General features: G+C 68.6%; 21 protein-coding genes and 1 tRNA gene. 6 read left to right on the top strand and 16 right to left on the bottom strand.

The features are described 5' to 3' along the window. Window positions 1-35 precede the first annotated feature (35 nt). The 7 genes from DJ81_RS05625 to DJ81_RS05595 all read right to left on the bottom strand — a co-directional run bounded on the left by DJ81_RS05625 (window position 36) and on the right by DJ81_RS05595 (window position 6,247). Entirely contained in the window at window positions 36-329 is a 294-nt protein-coding gene (locus DJ81_RS05625; protein WP_094524968.1) for a monovalent cation/H+ antiporter complex subunit F, read from the bottom strand. After that, window positions 319-978: a Na+/H+ antiporter subunit E gene (locus tag DJ81_RS05620; RefSeq protein ID WP_094528185.1), complete on the bottom strand. Its 660-nt coding sequence runs from the start codon at window positions 976-978 to the stop codon at window positions 319-321. The genes DJ81_RS05625 and DJ81_RS05620 overlap by 11 nt, the downstream gene beginning before the upstream one ends. Continuing rightward, window positions 975-2,582 (bottom strand): complex I subunit 5 family protein, encoded by a 1,608-nt coding sequence (locus DJ81_RS05615; RefSeq protein ID WP_094557524.1) that lies wholly within the window; start codon window positions 2,580-2,582, stop codon window positions 975-977. The genes DJ81_RS05620 and DJ81_RS05615 overlap by 4 nt, the downstream gene beginning before the upstream one ends. After that, the gene (locus DJ81_RS05610) at window positions 2,579-2,923 is read right to left on the bottom strand and encodes a sodium:proton antiporter (protein ID WP_094524965.1); all 345 of its coding nucleotides are present in this window, start codon (window positions 2,921-2,923) and stop codon (window positions 2,579-2,581) included. The genes DJ81_RS05615 and DJ81_RS05610 overlap by 4 nt, the downstream gene beginning before the upstream one ends. Before the next feature lie 46 nt (window positions 2,924-2,969). Beyond that, the gene (locus DJ81_RS05605; protein ID WP_094524964.1) at window positions 2,970-3,434 is read right to left on the bottom strand and encodes an MnhB domain-containing protein; all 465 of its coding nucleotides are present in this window, start codon (window positions 3,432-3,434) and stop codon (window positions 2,970-2,972) included. Next, complete coding sequence (gene mbhE, locus DJ81_RS19770) at window positions 3,431-5,833, bottom strand: hydrogen gas-evolving membrane-bound hydrogenase subunit E (protein WP_094588906.1); 2,403 nt, start codon at window positions 5,831-5,833, stop codon at window positions 3,431-3,433. The genes DJ81_RS05605 and mbhE overlap by 4 nt, the downstream gene beginning before the upstream one ends. A 263-nt stretch (window positions 5,834-6,096) precedes the next feature. Beyond that, window positions 6,097-6,247: transfer RNA gene (locus DJ81_RS05595), tRNA-Gln, on the bottom strand. A gap of 101 nt (window positions 6,248-6,348) precedes the next feature. Here DJ81_RS05595 and DJ81_RS05590 point away from each other — a divergent pair. Beyond that, window positions 6,349-7,251 carry an NAD(P)-dependent oxidoreductase gene (locus DJ81_RS05590; protein ID WP_094588904.1) on the top strand — a complete coding sequence of 301 codons (903 nt, stop codon included), beginning with the start codon at window positions 6,349-6,351 and terminating at the stop codon, window positions 7,249-7,251. A gap of 39 nt (window positions 7,252-7,290) precedes the next feature. Here DJ81_RS05590 and DJ81_RS05585 read toward each other — a convergent pair whose 3' ends face one another. The 5 genes from DJ81_RS05585 to DJ81_RS05565 form a co-directional block, all read right to left on the bottom strand. Next, window positions 7,291-8,643: a DUF5305 domain-containing protein gene (locus DJ81_RS05585; protein WP_094588902.1), complete on the bottom strand. Its 1,353-nt coding sequence runs from the start codon at window positions 8,641-8,643 to the stop codon at window positions 7,291-7,293. 4 nt (window positions 8,644-8,647) lie between these two features. After that, window positions 8,648-9,811: a signal peptidase I gene (locus DJ81_RS05580; protein ID WP_094588900.1), complete on the bottom strand. Its 1,164-nt coding sequence runs from the start codon at window positions 9,809-9,811 to the stop codon at window positions 8,648-8,650. Between the two features lie 205 nt (window positions 9,812-10,016). Continuing rightward, window positions 10,017-10,922 (bottom strand): hypothetical protein, encoded by a 906-nt coding sequence (locus tag DJ81_RS05575; protein ID WP_249269086.1) that lies wholly within the window; start codon window positions 10,920-10,922, stop codon window positions 10,017-10,019. Between the two features lie 112 nt (window positions 10,923-11,034). Then, window positions 11,035-12,573: a CARDB domain-containing protein gene (locus DJ81_RS05570; RefSeq protein ID WP_094588898.1), complete on the bottom strand. Its 1,539-nt coding sequence runs from the start codon at window positions 12,571-12,573 to the stop codon at window positions 11,035-11,037. A 360-nt stretch (window positions 12,574-12,933) separates the two neighbouring features. Further along, on the bottom strand, window positions 12,934-13,566 hold the full coding sequence (locus tag DJ81_RS05565) for a DUF1102 domain-containing protein (protein WP_094588896.1): 633 nt from the start codon (window positions 13,564-13,566) through the stop codon (window positions 12,934-12,936). A 469-nt stretch (window positions 13,567-14,035) separates the two neighbouring features. On the opposite strand from DJ81_RS05565, the gene DJ81_RS05560 reads away from it, so the two are divergent. The 4 genes from DJ81_RS05560 (at window position 14,036) to DJ81_RS05545 (ending at window position 16,383) form a co-directional block, all read left to right on the top strand. Then, window positions 14,036-14,617 (top strand): hypothetical protein, encoded by a 582-nt coding sequence (locus tag DJ81_RS05560; protein WP_094588894.1) that lies wholly within the window; start codon window positions 14,036-14,038, stop codon window positions 14,615-14,617. Between the two features lie 102 nt (window positions 14,618-14,719). Next, window positions 14,720-15,526, top strand: a complete 807-nt coding sequence (locus DJ81_RS19440; protein ID WP_212589830.1) for a hypothetical protein — start codon at window positions 14,720-14,722, stop codon at window positions 15,524-15,526. 51 nt (window positions 15,527-15,577) lie between these two features. Then, a complete protein-coding gene (locus DJ81_RS05550) occupies window positions 15,578-15,868 on the top strand; it encodes a UPF0175 family protein (RefSeq protein WP_094528201.1) in 291 nt (96 codons plus the stop codon). Further along, window positions 15,865-16,383 carry a DUF3368 domain-containing protein gene (locus DJ81_RS05545; protein ID WP_170938253.1) on the top strand — a complete coding sequence of 173 codons (519 nt, stop codon included), beginning with the start codon at window positions 15,865-15,867 and terminating at the stop codon, window positions 16,381-16,383. The genes DJ81_RS05550 and DJ81_RS05545 overlap by 4 nt, the downstream gene beginning before the upstream one ends. A gap of 160 nt (window positions 16,384-16,543) precedes the next feature. On the opposite strand, the gene DJ81_RS05540 is transcribed toward DJ81_RS05545, so the two are convergent. Both DJ81_RS05540 and DJ81_RS05535 read right to left on the bottom strand, forming a co-directional pair. Beyond that, entirely contained in the window at window positions 16,544-16,822 is a 279-nt protein-coding gene (locus DJ81_RS05540) for a hypothetical protein (protein ID WP_094528204.1), read from the bottom strand. After that, a complete protein-coding gene (locus tag DJ81_RS05535) occupies window positions 16,800-17,402 on the bottom strand; it encodes a hypothetical protein (protein ID WP_094524952.1) in 603 nt (200 codons plus the stop codon). The genes DJ81_RS05540 and DJ81_RS05535 overlap by 23 nt, the downstream gene beginning before the upstream one ends. 125 nt (window positions 17,403-17,527) lie before the next feature. On the opposite strand from DJ81_RS05535, the gene DJ81_RS19100 reads away from it, so the two are divergent. Further along, complete coding sequence (locus DJ81_RS19100; RefSeq protein ID WP_170938252.1) at window positions 17,528-17,677, top strand: hypothetical protein; 150 nt, start codon at window positions 17,528-17,530, stop codon at window positions 17,675-17,677. Between the two features lie 56 nt (window positions 17,678-17,733). Here DJ81_RS19100 and DJ81_RS05530 read toward each other — a convergent pair whose 3' ends face one another. Beyond that, on the bottom strand, window positions 17,734-18,864 hold the full coding sequence (locus tag DJ81_RS05530) for an ABC transporter ATP-binding protein (protein ID WP_094528206.1): 1,131 nt from the start codon (window positions 18,862-18,864) through the stop codon (window positions 17,734-17,736). 128 nt (window positions 18,865-18,992) lie between these two features. Then, the gene (gene purL, locus DJ81_RS05525) at window positions 18,993-21,266 is read right to left on the bottom strand and encodes a phosphoribosylformylglycinamidine synthase subunit PurL (protein WP_094588890.1); all 2,274 of its coding nucleotides are present in this window, start codon (window positions 21,264-21,266) and stop codon (window positions 18,993-18,995) included. Between the last annotated feature and the right edge of the window lie 85 nt (window positions 21,267-21,351).

Below are 21,351 nucleotides of genomic sequence, written 5' to 3'. Positions count from 1 at the left end.
CTCCCGTCGGGTTCGATGTCGGTAATTCATAGTTGTCACTCGTTCGTAACGATGATGTCGCCCTCGGTGATGAACTTGGCAACCGCGACCGTCGAGAGGAACGCGATGATCGCGAGCACGAGGCTGACGATCACGAAGAGGCCCCGACCGGTCTTGATGGCGAACAGGACGGCGATCGCGACGACGTTCGTCGCGATCGCGTCCAGCGCGACCACGCGGTCGGGGACCGTCGGCCCTCGGACCGCGCGGTAGCCGCACAGCAGGTTCAGCAGCGCCACGAGGACGATCGCGGCGTCGATGACCGCCACCAGCGACCCCTCAGCGGCCATCTCCGTCACCTCCCGTGGCCTCCTCGGTCGGCCGATCGGTCGCCGTCTCCTCCCCCGCTTCCGGAGCCGCCTGCTTGAGCGCGGGATGCGTTCGGTCGGGCGGGTAGACAGCGAAGTCCGGCGCGGGGTCGCTCGGCGAGAGCTCCTCGTCGAAGATGACGAGCGCGTAGCTCTCCCAGTCGCGGATCGGGTCGACGACGTCCTCCGGATCGCTCCCGTCGATCACGTGGACGTACAGCGCGTTCTCCTCGGGGTCGTAGTTGAGCGTGAGCGATCCGGGGGTCATCGTGATGCTGTTGGCGATGGTGGTCACGCCGAGGTCGGTCTGTACGCGCAACGGGATGAGGATCACCTCGGAGTCGGTGGGTCGAGAGGGCGCGAGCACGCGGTACGTGACGTCGAGGCTGGCGACGATCGCCTCCCGAACGAACGTCAGCACGTACCACAGCGCGTACGGGACCGCGCGGATCGACCGGGGGAGGTCGACGGTCTCCCCGTACAGACGCCGAAAGACGAAGGCCGTGGGGAAGCCGACCGCGAGGCCGATCAGCAGCGACCCGACGAGCGGTTCGGGCGCGAGCGGCGGTCCCTGGACGAACACCCAGATGACGCCGAACAGGAACCCGGCGACCGGCCAGGTGCGGGTCACGCGCCGTCACCCCCGCTCAGCCCCACGACGTCGACGTACCCCTCGGAGTCGAGCGCGGCGGCCGCGGCCGTCTCCGCGAACCGGTAGATCGGGTCGAACCCCACGCCGACGAGAACGACGGCCGCGGCGAGCGCGACGAGGACGGCGACCTGACCCGACTCGACGGTCGCGACCTCGACCGCCGTCGTCTCGCGCCCCCAGAAGCCGCCGACCCACACCCGCGTCGCGTACAGGATCGTGAGCACGGCACCGAGGAGCAACGCGACCAGCGCGAGCGCCGACGACGGGCCGGGAGCGGACGCGACTCCCCGGACCGCCGCGTCGAACGCGAGGAGCTTCCCGAAGAACCCGGTCAGCGGCGGGAGGCCGATCAGCGAGAGGAGGCCGACGAAGACGGCCCCCGAGAGCACCGGCGAGTGGCCGGCGAAGCCGCCGAGGTCCGCCAGGCGGTCCGTTTTCGTCGCGTCCTCGACGGCGGCCGCCGAGAGGAAGAGCAGTCCCTTCGCGAGCGCGTGGTGGAGCGCGAACACGAGCGCGGCGGCGATGGCGACCCCGCGGAGCGTCCCCGCGGGAGGCGCCGCGGCGGCGACGGCGACGGGCACGGCGATGAAGCCGACCTGCCCGATGCTCGAGTACGCGAACACGGCCCCGAGCCGGTCCCGGCCGACGGCGCCGAACCCGCCGACGACGATGCTCGCAACCCCCATCGCCCCCAGCACCGGGGCGAGGAAGCCGAGGGGTGACGCGGCGGTGAGGCCCGGCGCGTCGACGGGGACCGACGCGGCGGCGAGGACCGTGAAGTAGAGGCGAACGATCGCGTAGATCCCGACCTTCTTCGTGACGCCGGCGAACATCGCGGTGATCGGCGCCGGGGCGGCGGTGTAGGCGGCGGGCACCCAGAACTGGAAGGGGACGAGCCCGGCCTTCAGCGCGAACACCGCGAGCAACAGGGCCGACAGCCCGACGACGGGCGCGGGATCGATGCCGTACGCGTCGGGAGCCGCCAGTCGTCGGGCCATGTCGGCCATGTTGAGCGTCCCCGTGGTGGCGTACAGGCCGCCGACGGCGACGAGCATGAGCGCGCTTCCGAACACGTTCATCACCAGGTACCGGAACGACGCCGCGGTGGCGTGGTCGGTGCCGTAGAAGGCGACGAAGACGTAACTGACGATCAGCATCACCTCGAACCAGACGAAGAGGTTGAACAGGTCGCCGGTGAGGAACGCGCCGGTCGCGCCCACGAGGAGCATGTGGAACAGCGGATGGTAGTACACGCGCTGGTTCTCGGCGGTCACGTACCGGAGCGAGAACAGTATCGACGCGGCGCCGACGCCCGCGGCGATCGTCAGCATGAACGCCGACAGCCCGTCCAGAACGAGCGTGATCCCGAAGGGGGCGGGCCAGCCGCCCACCTGATACGCGGCCGCGCCGGGCGCCGCCGGCCCGAGAACCACCGACCAGACGGCGGCGGACACGGTCCCGACGTAGGCGACGGCGCCGGCCACGCTCGTCGCGCGCTGTATCCGGGGCCGCCGACCGAGCGCGAGCGTCAGCACGGCGGTGGTTACCGCGGCTAGTAGCGGCGCGATCACGAACCGGCTCATGGCTTCCACTCCGTGACGTCCATACTCTCGTTCTCCTCGTACGCGCGGTACGACAGCACGAGCGCCAGCGCGGTCGTTCCGAGGCTGATGACGATCGCCGTCAGGACGAGCGCCTGTACCACCGGGTCGGCGACTTCGGGGACGCCGCCGCCGTGGACCTCGAGGACGGGCACGAGGTCCCCGGTACCCTCGTCGATGCCCCCCATCGCGATCAGGTAGACGAACGTCGCCTGGGAGACGACGGCGACGCCCAACACGACCCGAACCAGGTCCCGTTGTAACAGCAGGAACGTCCCGACGGCGAACAGCCCGCCGACCGCGACCGCGAGGGCGACGCTCATCGCTCACCGCCCCCGCGTCGGCCGGACGGAATCGTTTCGCGCCGCCTCATTCCGCGCTCACCACCGAGACGATAGTCAGGAGGCTGCCGACGACGACGAGGTACACGCCCAGGTCGAACGCGAGCGCGCTCGCGAGTTCGACCTCGTGGTAGATCGGGACGCCTTCGAGGTGGACGTACCCCTGAGTCAGGAACGGGTCGCCGACGAGGAGCCCCGCGAATCCGCTGCCGAGCACGATCACCAGGCCCGCGAGCAACGTGCGGCGGTAGGCGGTGACGGTGCGGTGTTCGAAGACGCTGGTGCCGGCCTCGACCTCCCGGCCGAGCACCCCAGACTCCAGGTAGTCGAGGTCGTGGGCGACGTATATCAGCACGAACGCCGCCGCGGTGAGGACGCCGCCGATGAAGCCGCCGCCGGGCAGGTTGTGGCCCTGTAAGAACAGCGAGATGGAGACGACGAGCACGATGGGGACGGTCACCCGGGCCGTCGTCCGCATGATCGTCGTCGTCACGGCGACTCACCTCCGTCGAGGACCGCTTCCTCGTCGCCCTCGGTCACCGTCTCACCGCGGGTCCGCATCGTCACGAGCACGAGGATGGCGATCGCGGCGATCGTGACGACCAGTAGTTCGCCCAGCGTGTCGAACGCCCGGAAGTCCACGAGGATGACGTTGACGACGTTCGAGCCGCCGCCGCCCGGAATCGCCTGCTCCGTGTAGTACGTGGCGACGCTCGTCGGCTCGGCGTCGGGACGGGGTATCGTCAGGAGTACCGAGACGAACGCCGTCGCGCCCACGAGGATCGACACGGCCGCGTCGCGAGCGATGGCGAGCGGGCGGACGTCCGAGTAAAACGACGGCAGCCGCTGGAGGACGAGCAGGAAGACGAGGAGGACGAGCGTCTCGACGACCAGCTGCGTGAGCGCCAGGTCCGGCGCGCTCGCGAGGATGAAGAAGATGGCGAGCATGAACCCGAGGATCGACAGCGTGAGCACGCCGGACACGTGCGACGACGCGGTCGCCACGGCCACGCCGGCGAGGGTCGCGACGCCCAGCACGACGGCGACAGCCAGCGGAACGCGGACCCCGCCGACCCCGCCGGCCCCGAGGGACGCTCCCGCCGCGGCGAAGCCGGCGAGCGCGAACAGGCTCCCGGCCGCCGCCACCCACCCCACGTACGTCCGGAGGAGGCCGTCGTGGACCGCCGAGCCGAACCGAGCGCTCGTCGGCGCGGCCGTCGAGACGATCCGGTCGTACCACCCGCTGGGTCGAACCGGAATCGGCGCGTCGACGCCGCGGTTGATTCCCGCCGCGAGACGCTCTCGAAGCGGGTACGCGGCGAACCCGCCGATGACGGCGACGGCGGACATCGCGACCGGCGGCGAGAGGTGCGTCGGCAGTCCGACCTCGAGCCGGGCCTCGCCGGTGGCGGTGGCCTCGACGGCGCCCTGGACGATACCGTCGACCGCCAACTGCGGCGCGAGGCTGACGACGACCGCCGCGACGGCCAGCACGGCCGGGGGTGCGACCATCGCGATCGGCGGTCGGTGGACGTCCGCGACCGGGGCCCGCCGCTCGCCGAAGAACAGCGCGAGGAACTTTATCGAGTAGACGACGGTCAACACGCTCGCGAGCGTCGCCACGACTGGATACAGCCACGCGATGCCGCCGGCCTCGTGGGCGACTTCGTACGCCGCCTCGAACAGCAGTTCCTTGGAGTAGAAGCCGTTGAACGGCGGGATGCCGGCCATGCTCAACGCGGCGACCGCGGTGACGGCGGCCGTCACCGGGAGCTCCCGCCAGAGTCCGCCGAGGTCGTCGAGTTTTCGGGTCCCGGCCTCGTGAACGACGATCCCTGCAACGAGGAACAGCGGCGCCTTGAACAGCGCGTGGTTGAGGAGGTGAAAGGCGCCGGCCTCGCCGCCGTAGACGATATCGAAGCCGAAGCCCGCGACCATCAGCCCGAGGTGGCTCGCCGTCGAGTAGGCGAGCAGCTCCTTCGTGTCGGTCGCGGCGACGGCCAGCAGCGCTCCGACGGTCATGGTCAGGAGGCCCAGGGTCGCGACGAGCGACACCCATTCGGGACTCATCAGGAGGGGGCGCACGCGGCCGAGGAAGTAGACGCCCACCTTCACCATCGTCGCGGAGTGGAGGAACGCGGAGACGGGCGTCGGCGCGACCATGGCGTTCGGCAGCCAGAAGTGGAGCGGCACCTGCGCCGACTTGGCGGCGGCGGCGACGACGATCAGCCCCAGCGCCGGGACGAACAGCCCCGACTCGCGGAGGGCCGCGCGCATCGCCTCGTCGTTCGCGATCATCGCCGTCAGGTCGAACGTCGCGCCGCCGAGGGCGCCCCGCGCCGCCGCCGCGAGCATCAGCACCCCCGCGAGCAGGCACAGGCCGCCGCCCACGGTGACGACCATCGCCATCCGCGCCGAGTAGCGCGACTCGTCGTCGTCGGTGTGGTGACCGATGAGCACGAACGAGCAGAGGCTGGTCAGCTCCCAGAACAGGAAGACGAACACGAGGTCGGAGGCGAGCGCGACGCCGAGTATCGAACCCATGAACGCCAACAGCGCCGCGTAGTAGCGCGCTAACCCCGCTTCGCCGTGCATGTACGCGGCCGAGTAGACGAACACGAGGACGCCGATGCCGCTGGCGAGGAGCGCGAAGAGGAGCCCCCACCCGTCCACGGTGAACTGGGCCCCGACGTCGAGCGCGGGGATCCACGGCACCCCGACGGTACCGTAGCTGCCGATCCCCGTCGCCAGCAGTCCGAAACTGGCCGCCGCCACGGCGGCGCCCGCGTAGCCGGTCCGTTCGCCGAGGACGCGATACAGAAGCGGCGAGAGGGCTGCTGCAACGAAGGGGAGCGCGACGGCGGTCGTTACGATTGTCAGGTCCGGTGCCATCAGTAAGGGGCTTATCGGCCGAGGTGTCGCCGCCGGCCACCGGCTCGTCGGCCTCTACCTCACCATCTGATGCCTCCGCTAAAACTCCTGTGCCTGATGCGGTGGCGGCGGTCGAACGAGACCCGAGGCGGCGCGCTTCCCGATCGGGATATTGCTCGCGGCAGAATAGTCCCGGGCGGATTCGAACCACGGTCACTCCGCTTCGCTCCGTTCTCGGATTCGAATCCGTATTGCGACTATTCGTCCTCACTTCGTTCGGAGAATAGTCCCGGGCGGATTCGAACCGCCGTCAATGGCTGACTTCGGGCATCCGACGGCCGTCTCCGGCGAGACGGACGGCGATCGCGTCTCAACCGCGGACGCCGACGGATTCCCTCCAAAGGCCATTATGATTGGCCACTACACCACGGGACTGCGACCGGTGATTGCCCGCGCGCACTCAAGTAGGTTACCTTCCCCGACCGGTCGGCGACCGATCGCCGGAGCTACGTGCGCCGATCGCGGAACCCCCGGAGATGGCAACCATCCTCGTCACGGGGAGCTGCGGCGGCGTCGGGAGCTGGGCGGTGGACCACTTCGCCGAGGCCGGCCAGGAGGTCGTGGGCGTCGACCGACGGCTCCCGTCGGGCACCCGCGAGAACGCCGCGTTCAAGGCGGCCGACCTGACCGACTACGGCGAGACGAAACAGCTGGTCGAGGCCGCCGACCCGGGCGCCGTCGTCCACCTCGCCGCGATCCCGAACCCGGACCACCACGCCGGCTCGCGCGTCTTCGAGAACAACGTCGTCAGCACCTACAACGTCCTCGACGCCGCGGGCGCGGCCGGCGCGCGGATCGCGTGGGCGTCGAGCGAGAGCTGCTACGGTCACGCCTTCGCCGAGGAGCACTGGCTCCCCGACGCGTTCCCGATCGACGAGGAGACGCCGACCGAGCCGGAGGACCCGTACGGCCTCTCGAAGGTCGTCGGCGAGGAGATCGCGGCGCGGGTCGCCCGGCGGTACGGCGTCTCCGCCGTCTCGCTGCGCGCCTCGTGGGTGAACTACCCCGGGGCCTACGAGACCCGCGCGGCGCGGGAGGCGTTCGACCCCGCGACCGCCGAGCCAAGCGGTAACTTCTGGAGCTACGTCGACGTCCGCGACCTGATCGCCGCGGTCGAGGCCGCGATCGACCCGGCCGCTCCGGAACCGCCGGTCGCGGGTCACGAGGCCGTGCTCGTCACCGCGGCGGAGAACTTCGTCGGGCGCGACACGGCCGCCGCGATCGAGGCGGTCCACGGCGACCTCCCCGACGACTGCGACCTCGACGGCGACGAGACCGCCTTCGACCTCGGGAAGGCGAAGCGGGTGCTCGGCTGGGAGCCGGCGCACTCCTGGCGGGAGGCGGAAGGAGTCGACGTCGACGGTCCCGAATTCGTCTGACCCGTCGACTCGCGGGGCGTCGCCGCGTCGACGAGCGCGTCACTCCCGGTTTGCGTCGTCGCTCCCGGGGTCGTCGTCCCCCGCCGCGTCCGTTCCCGTCGCCTCGGCACCGTCGGAGTCTGCACCGTCATCGTCGACATCGGCGCCTGCACCGTCACCGTCGACATCGGCGCCTGTACCGTCGCCGTCGACATCGACGTCGGCACCGTCACCGTCGCGCGCGTCGACGTCTTCGGCGCCCACCGCTCCGTCGGCGGCCGTGAGGTCGTCGACCGCGGGCGCGTCGCCGTCCTCCCCTTCGGAGAGTGCGTCGACCGACGGCGGAGACGGCGGCCGGTAGGTGTAGACGAACTCGCCGGCCACGGCGTGGTACGCGCCCGTCTCGGGGTCCTCCACGACGCCGGTGTCGTTGTCGATGGCGAAGTCAACGAGGTCGCGCAGGCTCTCCGCCTCCGCCTCGGGGCGCTCGTGGACGGACGCCGGGAGTCGGAACGTCGTGATCCACTCCGCGAACTCGGACCGGTCGTCCCTGTACGAGAGGTAGTCGCGCTCGGCGGGCGTGAGCGCGAACTCGCGCTCCCTTCGGGCGTACACCAGCGCGCCGGCTCCGGCGAGGCCGACCACGAACAGGAGCGGCCCGCCGATGGACCGGAGGGGGCCGTAGCTCTGATCGACGGTCACCGTCTCCGTGCGGTCCGAGGTGTCCGACCGGACGCCGGGGTCGGAGACGGTGTAGGTGTCGCCGCCGTGGTCGATTCCGAGCCGGACCGTCCGGGCGTACGAGGTCGGCTCGCCGTTGATCGTTCCCTCGACCGCCACGTCGGTGACGACGAACGTCTCCGTCTCCCCGGGCGACGCGCCGAGCTCCTCCTCGATCTCGGCCGCGGTCGCGTCGACCGCGGAGCTGTTGAGCGCGAACGACGCCGTCGCGGTCCCCCCGGGGTCCACGTCCGAGACCGTCTCCGACGCCAGGGGCTCCCGCTCGCTCCAGTAGACGACGTTCCCGTCCTCGCCGACGTTGCGGATGACGAGGACGGAGTCGAACCGCACGTCGACGTCCGACGCGGACGCGGCCGCGTACGTCGTCTCGACGGCGACGTCGAGTTCGGGAGCGATCCGCGTGAAGTACGTGGTACGGTCGTCGAGGACGGTCCCGATCTGGAACACCGAGTTCGGCTCGGTCACCTCGGCGGAGTGGTTGTACGCCGTCTCGACGGTGAACGAGGAGACGGTCCGCTCGCGGGTCTCGGTGCCGGGATCGACGTGGGTCGTGTAGACGAGCGCGCCGCCGACGGCGGCCGCGATCAGCAAGACCGCGACGATCACGGCGAACTGTGCGTCTAACACCGCGCGGAGCCGGAGTCGGTTCTCGTCTGGGGATGAGGAGCTCATTCGGTCACCTGTAGATCTGGCGGAGGAGGCGGCGATACAGCGGGGGTTTCTCGCGCGATTCACGGGAGCGTATCCGCGCGGGCTCGCCGCGCAGCAGGACGAGCCCGATCCCGGCGATGGTGCCGCCGAGCAGGCCGTCGATCGCGACGATCGGCGCCCACGGGTGGACGCCGTACAGCTCGTCGATCACGCCGCGCGGGAGCACCGCGAGATACCGGTGCTCGGTGACGAACAGCCGGTAGTAGCCGGTCTCCGGCGGGGCGGTGAGCGTCACGGTGGTCGACGCCTCGCCCCGGCTCTCGACGCTGAGCCGCTGTGGCTCGACCTCGACGCCGGGGCTCGCCGGGGTGACGTACGCGTACACCGGCACCAGTCCGGAGTTGGGGACGACGTACTCCAGCTCCTGGCTCGTGCCGCGCTCGATGACGGTGGGGTTCTCGGACTCGAACTCGGCGCTCACGACGCCGTACTCCTGCGTGCCGGCCGGGACGACCATCGCCGCGGTCGCGGTCGCCATCAGCACCAGCGCGAGCACGGCGACGATCAGGAACACGGAGGTGCCGTCGTCGCGGGAGCGGTCGCGTTCGCGGGTCTCGCGCGCGTTTCGAGTCAGGTACCAGTCGGCCGCGTACGCGACCGCCGAGAGCCCGAAGAGGATGTACGCCAACCCCTGCGTTCCCTGGAACGACCGGACCCCGAAGGTGACCGCCAGCCACGTCTGGACCGAGGCGAGCCCCGACTGGATCGCCATCGCGACGGTGCCCAGGTGGGGGATGACGACCACGCTCCCGCCGACCTGGAGCGCCACCGCGACCACGTCGGCGTCCTGCACCACGGGCTCGCCCCCATCCTGATCGGTGAAGGGGTTGTTGTCGCCCCGCGTTACGTACCCCCGTTCCGTCTCCTCGACGACGCGGTGGGTGGTCAGCCCGCCCCCCTCTATCTCCTGCGCGTCGAAGGTCACCACGTCGCCGACGCCGACGTCGCCGGCGAGCGGCGCGGGGATCGCCACGAACCCGTCACCGGGGTCCAGCGTGGGCTGCATGCTCCCGGTCTCGACGAAGCTGAGCAGGATCGGCTGTCCGAGCAGCTGGCCGACGACCAGCGAGAGGACGACGAGGACGACCGCGACCTGCAGCGTTATCGAGAGGATGCGTTTCGGTGACATGTGTCGTGGGTTGGCGCGGGCGTCGCGCTGCGGGCGTCGGTTCCGCCGCGGGCGTTGGTTCCGCCTCGATCGTCGGTTCCGCCGCGGTTCGGCGAGGCTCTCCGATCATGGAATGTAATCGACACGTTATAAGTTCGGGGTTCGGAGCAGGACGTGGCGGGAAGCCGCCCGTCGGGTCGCGGGCCCGGGATCCCGCGTCGCGAGGTCACGTCTCGAACACCCCGACCGCGAGCAGCGCGAACGGGCCGATGAAGGCGAGACAGAAGCCCAGCAGGTGGACGTAGAGGTTCACGACGCTGCCCGCGCCGGTCGGATCGGCCGGGAAGCCGACGACCGGATAGCCGACGACCAGGACCGCGCCGACGGCGAACAGGTCGCCCTCGCCCGGCCGCGAGGCGACCGTGCGGACGCCCTCGCGGACCGTCTCGCGGATCGGGATCCCGGCGCTCGACGCGTAGAGGACGGCGAGGAGCGCGCCGGCGACGCCGGTCGCGAGCCCGGCGATGCCCGGGCCGGTCGCCGAGACCGGGAGCGCGAGCAGCGCGATCCAGCCGACGAGCGCGAAGAAGACCGCGGGCAGCGCGCGGAGCGAGGCCCCCGGCGCGAAGCGCGCGCGGGCGTACGTCCCGAGCAGCAGCGGGAGCAGCCCCGCGAGCGCCATGTTGATCCCGGAGAAGCCGAACCCGATCGCGTCTCGGGGCACGGCGAGGTTCAGCGCCGAGAGGACGAGCGGGAACGCCAGCAGGAACGTCGCCAGCGCGGTCAAAAAGAAGCGGCGGGCGCCCCCGAAGACCGCGAGCGCGTAGCCGACGCCCGCGAGGAGACAGTACCCCGCGAGGTTGCCGGCGAGGTGACCGGCGTCGAGGTGGACGTAGTGCGCGGCGAACGCGGTCGGAACGGTCGGGTCCGCGTACGCGAACGCGAGCGACCGGCGAGTCGCCTCCGGGAGCGAGAAGACGCCGACCAGCACCGCCGGCACCGCGAGCAGGACGAGCAGGTCGACGGCCCGGGCGCTCGCGAGTAGCTCCCGGCGGAGGGCGTGGTCGGCGGCGCGGTCGGCGCTCGCGGCGCCGGCGGCGCGGTCGCGCTCGTCGGTCGGTGGCGCGGTCACGGACGGGACCTCGCAGACCAGCGGTTAAGGCCTGTCGGCGCGCGTCTCACCGCTGAGAACCCGACGCCCGAGAGGGCGGTTCGAACGAGGGCGTCCCCCGACGACCGACCGGTCATCGCGGCATCCGGCGGACGAGCGCGAGGGCGGCGAGGACGATGGCCACGAGCGCGAGCGGACCGGCGAGGTCCGCCGGATCGATCCCGAACGGCTCCTCCGTGGTCCCGGCGACGGTGGCGGACCCGTCGCTACCGGCGTTCGACTCGTCGCCCGATCCCCCCGCGTCGTCGCTCGCGGGGTCGCCGACGAGGAGGCGCTCGCCGACCGACGTCCCGTCGACCGCGAGGTCGTAGGCGCCGGGGGACTCGAACGTCGCGTCGAACGCCACCGTCGCCGTCTCGTTCGGGTCGAGCGCGACGGTCTCGCTCGCGACCGGGGTGCCGTTCGCCGTCAGCGTCACCGTGCGCTCGCCGGCCGCGCCGCCGCCGTTCCGCAGGGTCGTCCGGACCGTGACGTTCTCGCCGGGGTCGATCGCCTCGGGCGCGACCGTCGCCTCGGTCACGTCGTACCGGGGGGCGTGCGCCGCGACCGCGAACGTCGAAGACGGCCCGGTCGTCGCGCGGAAGTGGACACGGTCCTCGGGAAGCCCCAGCATTCGGGCCACGTCGTCGTCGACGACCTCCACCGGAACCTCCTCCCACGCGCCCGCCGCCGTCCGCCGGTAGAGCGTCACGTCCTCGGAGTCGGTCCCGGTCGCGTTCAGGTGGGACGGGGCCGCGCTGAACCGGACCGTCATCTCGTCGACCGCGTCGGGCGCGAAGTCGTGGTCGAGCGCGAGGTACGCCATCGAGTGCGGCGTGGTCGGCGCCGACACCGGCCCCGCGTCCGCGAACGGGTCCGGGCTCCCCGCGGCGTCCAGCTCGACGCGCTCGTTGTCGATCCCGTCCAGGTCGATCCCTTCCAGCGTGACGTTGTCGCCGTCGAGGTGCATCCCCTCCGCGAGCCACCGGACCGACTCCCCGCGGCCGATCCCGCTCGCGACGAACTCCCGGTAGGTCGCGTTCGGCGCCCTGACCGTCGTGGTCGGGCCGCCGCCCGCCTGCTGGCTCCCGCCGCCCGTCGCGGTCGTCCCGGACGCTTGCTCCGGCTCGGCGAGCTTCGCGTTGATCGAGAACTCGTCGGCACCCAACTGCGTCCCGGCGGCCGAGTCGCCCGCGTCGAGCGCGAGGCCGACCGTGACGGTCTGGTTGGGTCCGAGCGTGACGTTGTTCGCCTCGCCCTCGATCGAGTCGCCGTCGGAGACGAAGGCGACCTCGCCGTCGCCGTCGTACTCGATCCACACGTGCGCGTACCGCTCGGCCGTGTACGTGATCGTAAAGATGCCGTCGATGGTTCCGGTGGTTCCGACGTTTACGCCCTCGAACGAGGGATCCTTGATGTTCGGATTCGACGCCGAGACGTCGATCGCGATCTCGTTGGCGTCATTTAAATAGGAGTAGTTCCCGTTCGGGCCGTCGGCCGGTTGTACCGCGAGGTCGTCGTCCGCGAAGGTGTCGGCCGGACCGTCAACCACCGCCGCGCCCGTGGCGAAAGCGAGGGAGCCCGCGGCTACGAGCAGGAGGGCGAGGGTCAGAGTGCGTCTGGCAGTGGGCATCGATAAGTCACCTTTTAGACAACAATCTAAATATGGTTGACAATATTATGTCGGCAATCAGATTCGAGGAAATGTAATCCTACAGCTCGGACTTGCTTATTTACCAGATTTAGGTGGCTAGGCAGTCCTTTTTCAACCGCAGTACTTTGCGAGGAGGTCTCTCTCGCATAGGGAACCCTCAACAATAATAGCGCCCCGTCATCAGGGACGGCTCTGATCGACACTTGCCATTCAATCTGGGCGGTATTGAAACCACTAGCTCCTATTACCGATGTGCCTCCTCCAGTAGCAGCAGCCAAACCGGGCAGATGGGTTCTGCGCTTCACTTGAGGAGGTGTTGGATGTAACTAGTAGCCTGTATTACGAGCCGGATCCGAGCACATCCGTGAGCTCATTCCTACTGCCTCCAGCTGCGTAGTGGATAGTAAGCTCCCCATCGATTGTTCCGGTGAAATCATCTGCAGATTTCGTCTCGATCTCGATGTCCACAGTTATATCGCCCGGTTCGTTGAGTACCGGAAGGTTCACCGGGTTCTCGTAATCCTTTGCCCGCAGCGAGTCACCTTTGTCAGCTTGGTGTCCAGCACCACTGCTGCCAGATTCGGTCGCAACTGTCAATTCGAGTGATTCGAGATCACTGAATCCAGTTGCTTCAATGATAACACGAGGGCTGCCAGTTCCTCCAACATTTGCGATTTGGAAAACCTCGGAGAAATTGAACGTCGTGTCAGGGTTAAGCCCCTGAGCATCACCGGCAAAAATTCCAAGTCCTGAATCACTATTGAAATTGAGCTCAAGTTGACCATCATCGGTCCCAGAGGCGTAAGTGTCATTCAGTGCAGTGATATCCACAAAACCAGCACTGTCAGCGGCGACGTTCACGTTGACCGTCCGCTCGGATGCGGAGGTTTCGAACGCGCCCGTACCCACTGCAGCTGCGCTACCCGTAGCCAATGCGCCCAGACCGGCGATGAACTTGCGTCGGTTTGCCATTGTTATTGACCTCGTGTTGTCCGCACACGACCCGCGGCCCGCCGACGCGGGACATCCCGCGTCACCCGGGGTCGCTCTACGTCACCCATGAGGCCTATCCCATATCGTTATGAATTTCCAGAAACACTTCCGGGCGAGACTGAAGACATTGCCGACGGGTTCCGCCCTCGCCTGAACCCCGATTCGACCGCTTCAGGCCGGGTCTGAGATCCGTTCGCGGGTCGTTCAGGACGCACCAGAACCGGCAATCGTTGCTTCTGATGGGGCGCTTGGATTTGACAGAAAGTGATAATTTACGGCGATCGAAAGATGATATCGATCTCTCGGATCCCTGTGTTTTCGCGTCCTTAGACGATATTACGCCGATAAAGAGTATTTGTACTGATGACTGTATAAACAGAGAGAAAGTTTCCTTGATTATCATAACCGCGGGATTTATGTTGACTTGTGAATATGTGTCTGACAGACAATGGCGTCGGCACAACAGATCGACGGGGGAGGGGTCGAACCGACGACAGAGGTGTCCGAGGACGAGCTGTTCGACGTCCTGGCGAACCAGCGTCGGCGGTTCGCGGTGCACCTGCTGAAACGAGAGGAGGACGACCGGATCGCGATCGGCGACATGGCGGAGCAGATCGCGGCCTGGGAGAACGGGATCGAGACGACGGAGATCACGGGCAACGAGCGCAAGCGCGTCTACACCGCGCTCCAGCAGTCACACCTGCCGAAGATGGACGAGGCGGGGGTCGTGGAGTTCAACAAGGACCGGGGCGTCGTCGAGCCCACGCACGCCCTGCAGAACGTCGATTTATATATGGACGTCGTCGAGGGGAAGGAGATCCCTTGGAGCGACTACTACCTCGGGTTGTCGGGGGTCGCCGTCGCGCTCACCGGCGCGGTGTGGCTCGGCGCGTGGCCGTTCGTCCTCCTGCCCGACATGGCGTGGACGGTCGCGATCGTCGTTGCGTTCGCGTTCTCCGCGATGGCGCACAAGTACTACACCGCGGAGATGAAGCTCGGCGAACCCGACGACCCCCCGGAACTGACGTAAGGCGCGGGGTTTCAGGCGGTGCCTTCCGCGCTTCCGGGAGTGTATAACCATACGGTCGGAACACGTTGGATAGCGTGAACGAAGCGTGAGATCCCACCGCACATGAAACGACGGAACCTCATCCTGTTGCTCGGCGGCGCGAGCTCCGGCGCGATGAGCGTCGGAACCGGCGCGTTCAGCAGTATGGAGGCCGAGCGCGGTGTGGAGGTGAGCGTGGAAGACGATGAGGACGCGTTCGTGCGGTACAGATCTTCTAAGAAGACAGTTTCATCGAATACGACGATCAATCTCGTTGAAATTCGAAACCAGTTCGGCGACGATACAGAAATTGAGATCGAAGAAGCTGAGGTTAAAGTGACGGAAATAGAAGGGAATGGACCTACGCTTGTAGGTGAGCCAGTTTACCCGGAGGAAAAGTTCGGCCAGTGGGACGGTGACCAAGTGATAATAGGAGAGGTCACTTGCGGGGAGGAATCCGGGAAATCGCAGTTCGAAGTCACAGTTCGGGTTCGTGGGGACGGTGTCCAAGCGGAACTGTTCGGAGAGACCCGATCGTTCATCGTCGAGTGCGATCCACTCACAGTCGAGTTCGCTGGGGAAGGTAGTGTTTTCGTCTCTCCTAGCGATCTTGAACTCAACACTAGGGTACTCTATTCACACAAAGGAGACAGACGAGTGGAACCTTCCGATGGACCGTTTTTGTGGGAAACAAGTCAGAGCTTCGATAGCGCTCGTCCGAAGGGCGATTTTATGACGAAAGGTCAACTGATAGCCGTCCGTTTCACGGGGCGTGACGAGACATACTATAATCCGAACGCTAATTTAGAGGATATTGACCTCCCGAATGGATGGGTCCAGAGTGGACAGAATCCAATCGAAGGCGAAAGCCGCGGTAACGGTTCAAACTAGCGAACGAATCCCGCCGAAACCTATGAATACATCGTACACATAGTATACGCTATGCCCACCATCTCCACTCGCGTCCCGGACGACCTCGAAGCCGAACTCGAGGCGTACCTCGAATCGGAACGCCTCGACCGGAGTACGGCGGTCCGAAAGCTTCTCTCCGAGGGCCTCGACGAGTGGCGCACCGAGCGCGCGCTCGAACGGTTCGCCGACGGTGAGGTGTCGCTCGCGAAGGCCGCCGACCTCGCCGGCGTCTCTGTCTGGGAGTTCGCCGACCTCGTCGAAGAAGCGGACGACGCGTGGGTCTCGGCCGACCACCTCGAAGCCGACCTCGACGAGCTGTGAGCTGGATGTTCGACGCGACGCCGCTGATCTACCTCGCGAAGGCGGACCGGCTCGGTGTCATCGAGGCGCTGGACGAGCCGCGAGTCGTCCCGGAGGCCGTCTACCGAGAAGTCGTAACGACCGGTGTCGAGCAGGGATACGACGACGCGCGCCGGATCGAGCGCGCCGTGGAGGACGGCCTCGTCGACGTCGTCGCGGTCGACACCGACGACTCGACGGTCGCGACGCGGCTCGCGCAACATCCGGGATTGAGCGACGCCGACGCCGCGGTGCTCGGCTGTGCGGACGCCCGCGACGCCGTCGCCGCGATGGACGAGTCGGCCGGACGCTCCGCGGCCGAAGTGGAGGACGTCGAGACGCGCGGGACCGCGTACGTCGTTCTCGCCGCCGTGAGGGACGGCGCGCTGTCGACGGTGGAGGGCCGTGACGCCATCGACGCGATGATCGATCACGGCTGGTACGTGGCGCCGGACGTGTACACGAAGATCGTCGGGAAGTTGGAGTCGTTCGAGTAACGACTATTACGGCTCGTGAGAGAGGCCTCGATATGGCATCGTCACTCCCGCTATCAGAGGAGGAAAAGGAACGAACGCGGCGCGGCCGAGTCAGTTCCGGGGTCGCGACCGACGAAGCGGACATCGACGAGATACCCTACGGCTGAGTTCGGATGTCGACCTACTCCTCGTTGTGATTTTTCTCATCGGTCTCACCTTCCGCCCGCAACGTCTCGTCCGCGAACTCCCGAATTCGCTTTCTGTCCTCGGCGCTCACGTCGACCGCCTGCGCGCTCTCGATCTGTCCGTTCACGACCGCGTTCTGCTGTGGTCCCCACACCTCTGGCGGCTGTTCGTTTATATATTCGGCCCACCGGATCACCTGCTCGTAGCGGGGCGGTCGCTCGGGGTCGTCGTCGGCTTCGGCCGAGTCCTCCTCAGGCGTTCGTGAGTCGCTCATAGCGCTCCTCGACGTCGAGTCGTTCGACCCACGTTTCGAGTCGGTCGCGGGAAAGCGTTTCTCCGAAGACTGTGTAGAGGTGCGCGGCATCCTCGAGGTCGGTGCGACCGCCGAGCGAGAGCTTGTACGCGATCTGGAGTTCGAGCGGCCCGATGGGGACCGTGTGGCCGCCGACGTGCGCGTCCACCGCGTTCGCGAGGGACGCGTCGTCGAACTCGTCGCTCGGGAACTTCACTTCGAGGTGGGGCGTCATCTCGCCGTCGGGCGCGACCCAGATGTTCGTCTCGTTGGAGAGGTTCCCGTGCATCTCGGAGAGCGGCATCGCGGGTCCCCAGTACCCCTCGCGTTCCAGCTCGGCGACGAGCCCGTCGATCCGCTCGACCGAACAGCGCTCGATGAACACGTCGATGTCCTCGGTCGACCGCGACCGGCCGGCGAGGATCGCGACGTAGCCGGCGACGAAGACGTGGTCTATGTCGAGCCGAGAGAGGATCTCGGAGAACCCGACAGCGAGCTCGTCGAGCCGGTTCGGCTCGCGGTCGACGACGAGCCCGCGATCGGTGAGTTCGACGCCCGTCATACGTGTCGGTCAACACGGCGTCTGATAAATCTCCCCGACGGACCCGCCGAGAACTCCGCGATCGGGCGTCGCATCCACCGCCCGGTTCAGATGCGCTTATATGTCCGCCGTACTGACCTTCGCACATGGACGACCACTCCCACGAACCCGACCCGGACGAACGCGTGACCGCCCCCATGCAGGAGTTCGGCAGCCGCGAGGTCGGCATCGGCGCGGCCGTCACCCTCGTCGGTCTGCTGGTCGCGTACGTCCTCCCCTTCCTGTTCAGCTTCTAAGCAGCACGGGTCGCTCCGGTTTTAACAGATAGGACGAACCGCCGCCAGCGACGCGCTTACCGCGGGTACCACGCCAGCGGGTGGTCGGCGGTGAGCTCCAGGCTCACGGGCTCGTCGAGCCCGAACTCCTCGACGTGGTTGTGGAGGCAGTGGACCGTGTCGCCGGTCTCCAGCTCCACCCGGTAGACGAACGAGGGGCCGACGTACTGTCGCGAGACGATGACGCCGTCGGCCAGCTCGGGGCTCGCGGGCGTCGCCCGGAGGTCGTCCGGGCGCACGAGCACGTCGACCGGCGCGCCGTCGTAGACGGTGTCGTACCCCTCCAGCGTGACGGCGTCGAACCGGCCGATGCCGGTCTCGACCTTCCCGTCGCGGAGCTCGCCCTCGAGGAACGACGCCCGCCCGAGGAAGGAGGCGACGAACTTCGACTCGGGGCGCTCGAACACCTGCTCGGGGCGGCCGACCTGCTCGATCTTCCCCTCGTTCATGACGGCGACGCGGTCGGAGATGGAGAGCGCCTCCTCCTGATCGTGGGTGACGGAGACGGCGGTGACGCCGGCCTCCTTCAGGATGCGGCGGACCTCCTCGCGCATCTCCACGCGGAGCCGGACGTCGAGGTTCGAGAACGGCTCGTCGAGCAGGAGCACCTCGGGCTCGGGGGCGAGCGACCGCGCGAGCGCGACCCGCTGCTTCTGTCCGCCGGAGAGCTGGTCGGGCGTCTTCTCGCCGTGGTCGGTCATCTCGACGAGCTCGAGCAGCTCGTCGACGCGCGCCGCGGTCGCCGCCTCGTCGGCGTCGGAGAGCCCGAAGGCGATGTTCTCGCGGACGGTGAGGTGCGGGAACAGCGCGAAGTTCTGGAAGACGATGCCGACGTCGCGCTGCTCCGGCGCGACGAGCGCGCCGTCGCCGGCGACGGTCTCGCCGCCGAGGCGGATCTGTCCCTCGGTCGGCTCCTCCAGTCCGGCGATGGTCCGGAGCGTCGTCGTCTTCCCGCAGCCGGAGGGGCCGAGGAAGGTGAGGAGCTCGCCGGGCTCGACGTCGAGCGAGACCCCGTCGACGGCGGTCTCCGGCCCGAACTCCTTGGTCACGTCCGACAGCGACAACACCGGATCGGGCGACGGGTCCGCGGGCGATCCGCTCTCCGTCGCGCTCGATCGCTTCGTTCCGACTGATTGTGTCTGAGCCATCGGTGAATCGGGCGCCGAGCCTGCCGGCGTCCCCTGGTTGCCCCTACGTATTTTAGGAAGGCCTAAAAGCGTATCGCTCGCTTTCGCCGGACGAAAATCGGGGACGCCGGAGGGTCGACGGCCCGTCGTCAGGCCAGCTCGCGCTCGATCACGCCGCGGAGCTCCCGGATCGCGTCGGCGTCGAGCGCCGTCGACTCGTCGCCGACCGACAGCGAGAGCGTCCCGTCCGTCGTCACCTCGCCGAGGCGGTGGACGGGGAGGTCGCCCGCGGCCTCGGCGACGCCCTCGGGGTCGGTCGTCTGGACGACGAGGCGACCGGGCGCCTCGTCGAACGCCGCGACCCGGTCGGGGAGCGTCGCGTCGACGCCGGCCGCGTCGGTGACCAGTTCGGCGAGCGCGACCGCGAGTCCGCCGTCGCTCACGTCGTGGGTCGCCAGCGTCGACTCGTGGCGGGCGACCGCCGCGAGCGACGCGACGAGGTCGGCGAGCCCGCGGGCGCCGGCGTCGGCGTCCGGCAGGTCCGGGAACCGGTCCGTCCCGCCCGCCTGCGCGAGGTACTCGGAGCCGCCGAGGGCGTCCCCGCCGGCGCCGACGAGGAGGAGCTCGGAGTCGGCCGCGCGGTCGGCGTCGAGGGCCGCCGGCGGCGCGTCGTAGCCGCGCTTCGTCCCGATCAGCGCGAGCGTCGGCGTCGGCGGGATCGGCCCCTCCACGCTGTCGTTGTACAGCGAGACGTTCCCGCCGACGACCGGGGTGTCGAGCGCGGCGCAGGCGTCTGCGAGCCCGTCGACGATCCCCTCGAAGCCGCCGTACACGTCGGGCTTCTCCGGGTTGCCGCCGTTGAGGCAGTCGACCGCCGCGAGCGGGACCGCGCCCTTCGCGGCGAGGTTGGTCGCGTTCTCCAGCGCGACCGCGCGGGCGCCCTCGTACGGGGCGGCCGACGTCCAGTTCGGGTTCGCGCCCGAGGAGAGCGCGAGCCCGACCCCCCGCTCGTCGGCGTCGGCCGGGGCGGCGTCGTCACCGGCTTCCCCCTCGCCGTCCGCCGCCGTCTCCCGGATCGCCATGATCGCGGCGTCGTCGCCGGGCTTCACCGCGGTCCGGGCGCCGACCTCGTGGTCGTACTGGCGGTACACCCAGCGCTTGCTCGCGGTCGACGGGGCCGAGACGACCGCCTCGACCGCGTCGGCGAGCGCGGGCTCGGGGTCGGGGAGGTCGCGGTCGGCCGGCGTGGGGGTCTCGCTCGCGAGGTCGTTCATCGGCGCGCCGTCGGCGAGGTACTCGGCGTCGACGTCGACGACGGTCTCGGACTCGGACGCCTCACCGTCGCCGGCGAACTCGCAGACGTAGTTCCCGTCGGTCACCTCGCCGATGACCGAGCAGCCGAGGTCGAACCGGTCGGCGAGCGCCGCGACGCGCTCGACGTCGTCGGGGGCGACCTCGTAACACATCCGCTCCTGGCTCTCGGCGAGCAGGATCTCGGTCGCGTTCATGTTCGGCTCGCGCTGGTGGACGCGGTCGAGGTCGATGCGGGCGCCGAGCCCGCCCTTCGCGACGAGCTCGGAGGAGGCGCCGCCGAGCCCGGCCGCGCCGAGGTCGCGGGCGGAGAGGACGAGGTCCTCGTCCACGAGCGCCTCGTTGCACTCGATCAGCCGCTTCTCGGCGTAGGGGTCGCCGACCTGCACCGCGGGGCGGTCCTCCGTCTCCGCGTCCTCCGCGAGGTCCTCGGAGGCGAACGACGCGCCGCCGAGCCCGTCGCGGCCGGTGGCGTTGCCGACGAGGACGAGCTTGTTGCCGGGTTCCTTGGCCGTCGCGGTCACGAGTCGGTCCTCGTTCGTGAGGCCGACGCAGGCGACGTTGACGAGGGGGTTCCCCTCGTAGCCGCCGTGGAAGGCGACGCTGCCGCCGACGGTGGGGACGCCGATGCAGTTGCCGTAGTGGGAGATCCCCTCGACGACGCCCTCGAAGAGGTACCGCGAGCGCTCGCGGTCGAAGCCGCCGAAGTATAACGAGTCGAGTAAGGCGATCGGGTACGCGCCCATCGACATGGTGTCGCGGACGATGCCGCCGACCCCCGTGGCGGCCCCGTCGAACGGGTCGACGAAGGAGGGGTGGTTGTGGCTCTCGACGCCGAAGGTGACGTACTGGTCGCCGTAGTCGTCGTCGTCGCGGTCGGCCGCGGGGGCGTCGGCGGCGTCCGGCTCGGGCAGTGCGAGGACGGCCGCGTCGTCGCCGGGACCGACGACGACCTGGTCGCCCTCGCTCTCGAACGCCGACAGCAGCGGCCGCGAGGAGCGGTACGCGCAGTGCTCGCTCCAGAGGTTCTCGAACAGCGCGGCCTCGGCGGTCGTCGGCTCCCGACCGAGCTCGGCCACCACGAGCTCGCGGTCCGGTTCGGAGAGACTCATTCACTTACGTGGTTATCGAGCCCGTTCTAATGCTTTTCTATGTGCACGTTCGTGCGGTCTCGATCGACTTCGGCGACGACGCGGC

It is taken from the genome of Halorubrum sp. Hd13 (genome assembly GCF_002252755.1).
Classification (GTDB): domain Archaea; phylum Halobacteriota; class Halobacteria; order Halobacteriales; family Haloferacaceae; genus Halorubrum.
The sequence above is the reverse complement of the archived record's forward strand: the minus strand, read 5'-3'. Positions and strand labels throughout refer to the sequence as shown.

What these genes read in the sequence shown, in the direction of transcription:
- DJ81_RS05540 (WP_094528204.1), bottom strand. Translation starts at nt 16,822, where the DNA reads ATGAGCGACTCACGAACGCCTGAGGAGGACTCGGCCGAAGCCGACGAC.
- DJ81_RS05550 (WP_094528201.1), top strand. Translation starts at nt 15,578, where the DNA reads ATGCCCACCATCTCCACTCGCGTCCCGGACGACCTCGAAGCCGAACTC.
- DJ81_RS19440 (WP_212589830.1), top strand. Translation starts at nt 14,720, where the DNA reads ATGAAACGACGGAACCTCATCCTGTTGCTCGGCGGCGCGAGCTCCGGC.
- DJ81_RS05570 (WP_094588898.1), bottom strand. Translation starts at nt 12,573, where the DNA reads ATGCCCACTGCCAGACGCACTCTGACCCTCGCCCTCCTGCTCGTAGCC.
- DJ81_RS05535 (WP_094524952.1), bottom strand. Translation starts at nt 17,402, where the DNA reads ATGACGGGCGTCGAACTCACCGATCGCGGGCTCGTCGTCGACCGCGAG.
- DJ81_RS05530 (WP_094528206.1), bottom strand. Translation starts at nt 18,864, where the DNA reads ATGGCTCAGACACAATCAGTCGGAACGAAGCGATCGAGCGCGACGGAG.
- DJ81_RS05615 (WP_094557524.1), bottom strand. Translation starts at nt 2,582, where the DNA reads ATGAGCCGGTTCGTGATCGCGCCGCTACTAGCCGCGGTAACCACCGCC.
- DJ81_RS05580 (WP_094588900.1), bottom strand. Translation starts at nt 9,811, where the DNA reads ATGTCACCGAAACGCATCCTCTCGATAACGCTGCAGGTCGCGGTCGTC.
- DJ81_RS05590 (WP_094588904.1), top strand. Translation starts at nt 6,349, where the DNA reads ATGGCAACCATCCTCGTCACGGGGAGCTGCGGCGGCGTCGGGAGCTGG.
- DJ81_RS05560 (WP_094588894.1), top strand. Translation starts at nt 14,036, where the DNA reads ATGGCGTCGGCACAACAGATCGACGGGGGAGGGGTCGAACCGACGACA.
- DJ81_RS19100 (WP_170938252.1), top strand. Translation starts at nt 17,528, where the DNA reads ATGGACGACCACTCCCACGAACCCGACCCGGACGAACGCGTGACCGCC.
- purL (WP_094588890.1), bottom strand. Translation starts at nt 21,266, where the DNA reads ATGAGTCTCTCCGAACCGGACCGCGAGCTCGTGGTGGCCGAGCTCGGT.
- DJ81_RS05565 (WP_094588896.1), bottom strand. Translation starts at nt 13,566, where the DNA reads ATGGCAAACCGACGCAAGTTCATCGCCGGTCTGGGCGCATTGGCTACG.
- DJ81_RS05625 (WP_094524968.1), bottom strand. Translation starts at nt 329, where the DNA reads ATGGCCGCTGAGGGGTCGCTGGTGGCGGTCATCGACGCCGCGATCGTC.
- mbhE (WP_094588906.1), bottom strand. Translation starts at nt 5,833, where the DNA reads ATGGCACCGGACCTGACAATCGTAACGACCGCCGTCGCGCTCCCCTTC.
- DJ81_RS05610 (WP_094524965.1), bottom strand. Translation starts at nt 2,923, where the DNA reads ATGAGCGTCGCCCTCGCGGTCGCGGTCGGCGGGCTGTTCGCCGTCGGG.
- DJ81_RS05585 (WP_094588902.1), bottom strand. Translation starts at nt 8,643, where the DNA reads ATGAGCTCCTCATCCCCAGACGAGAACCGACTCCGGCTCCGCGCGGTG.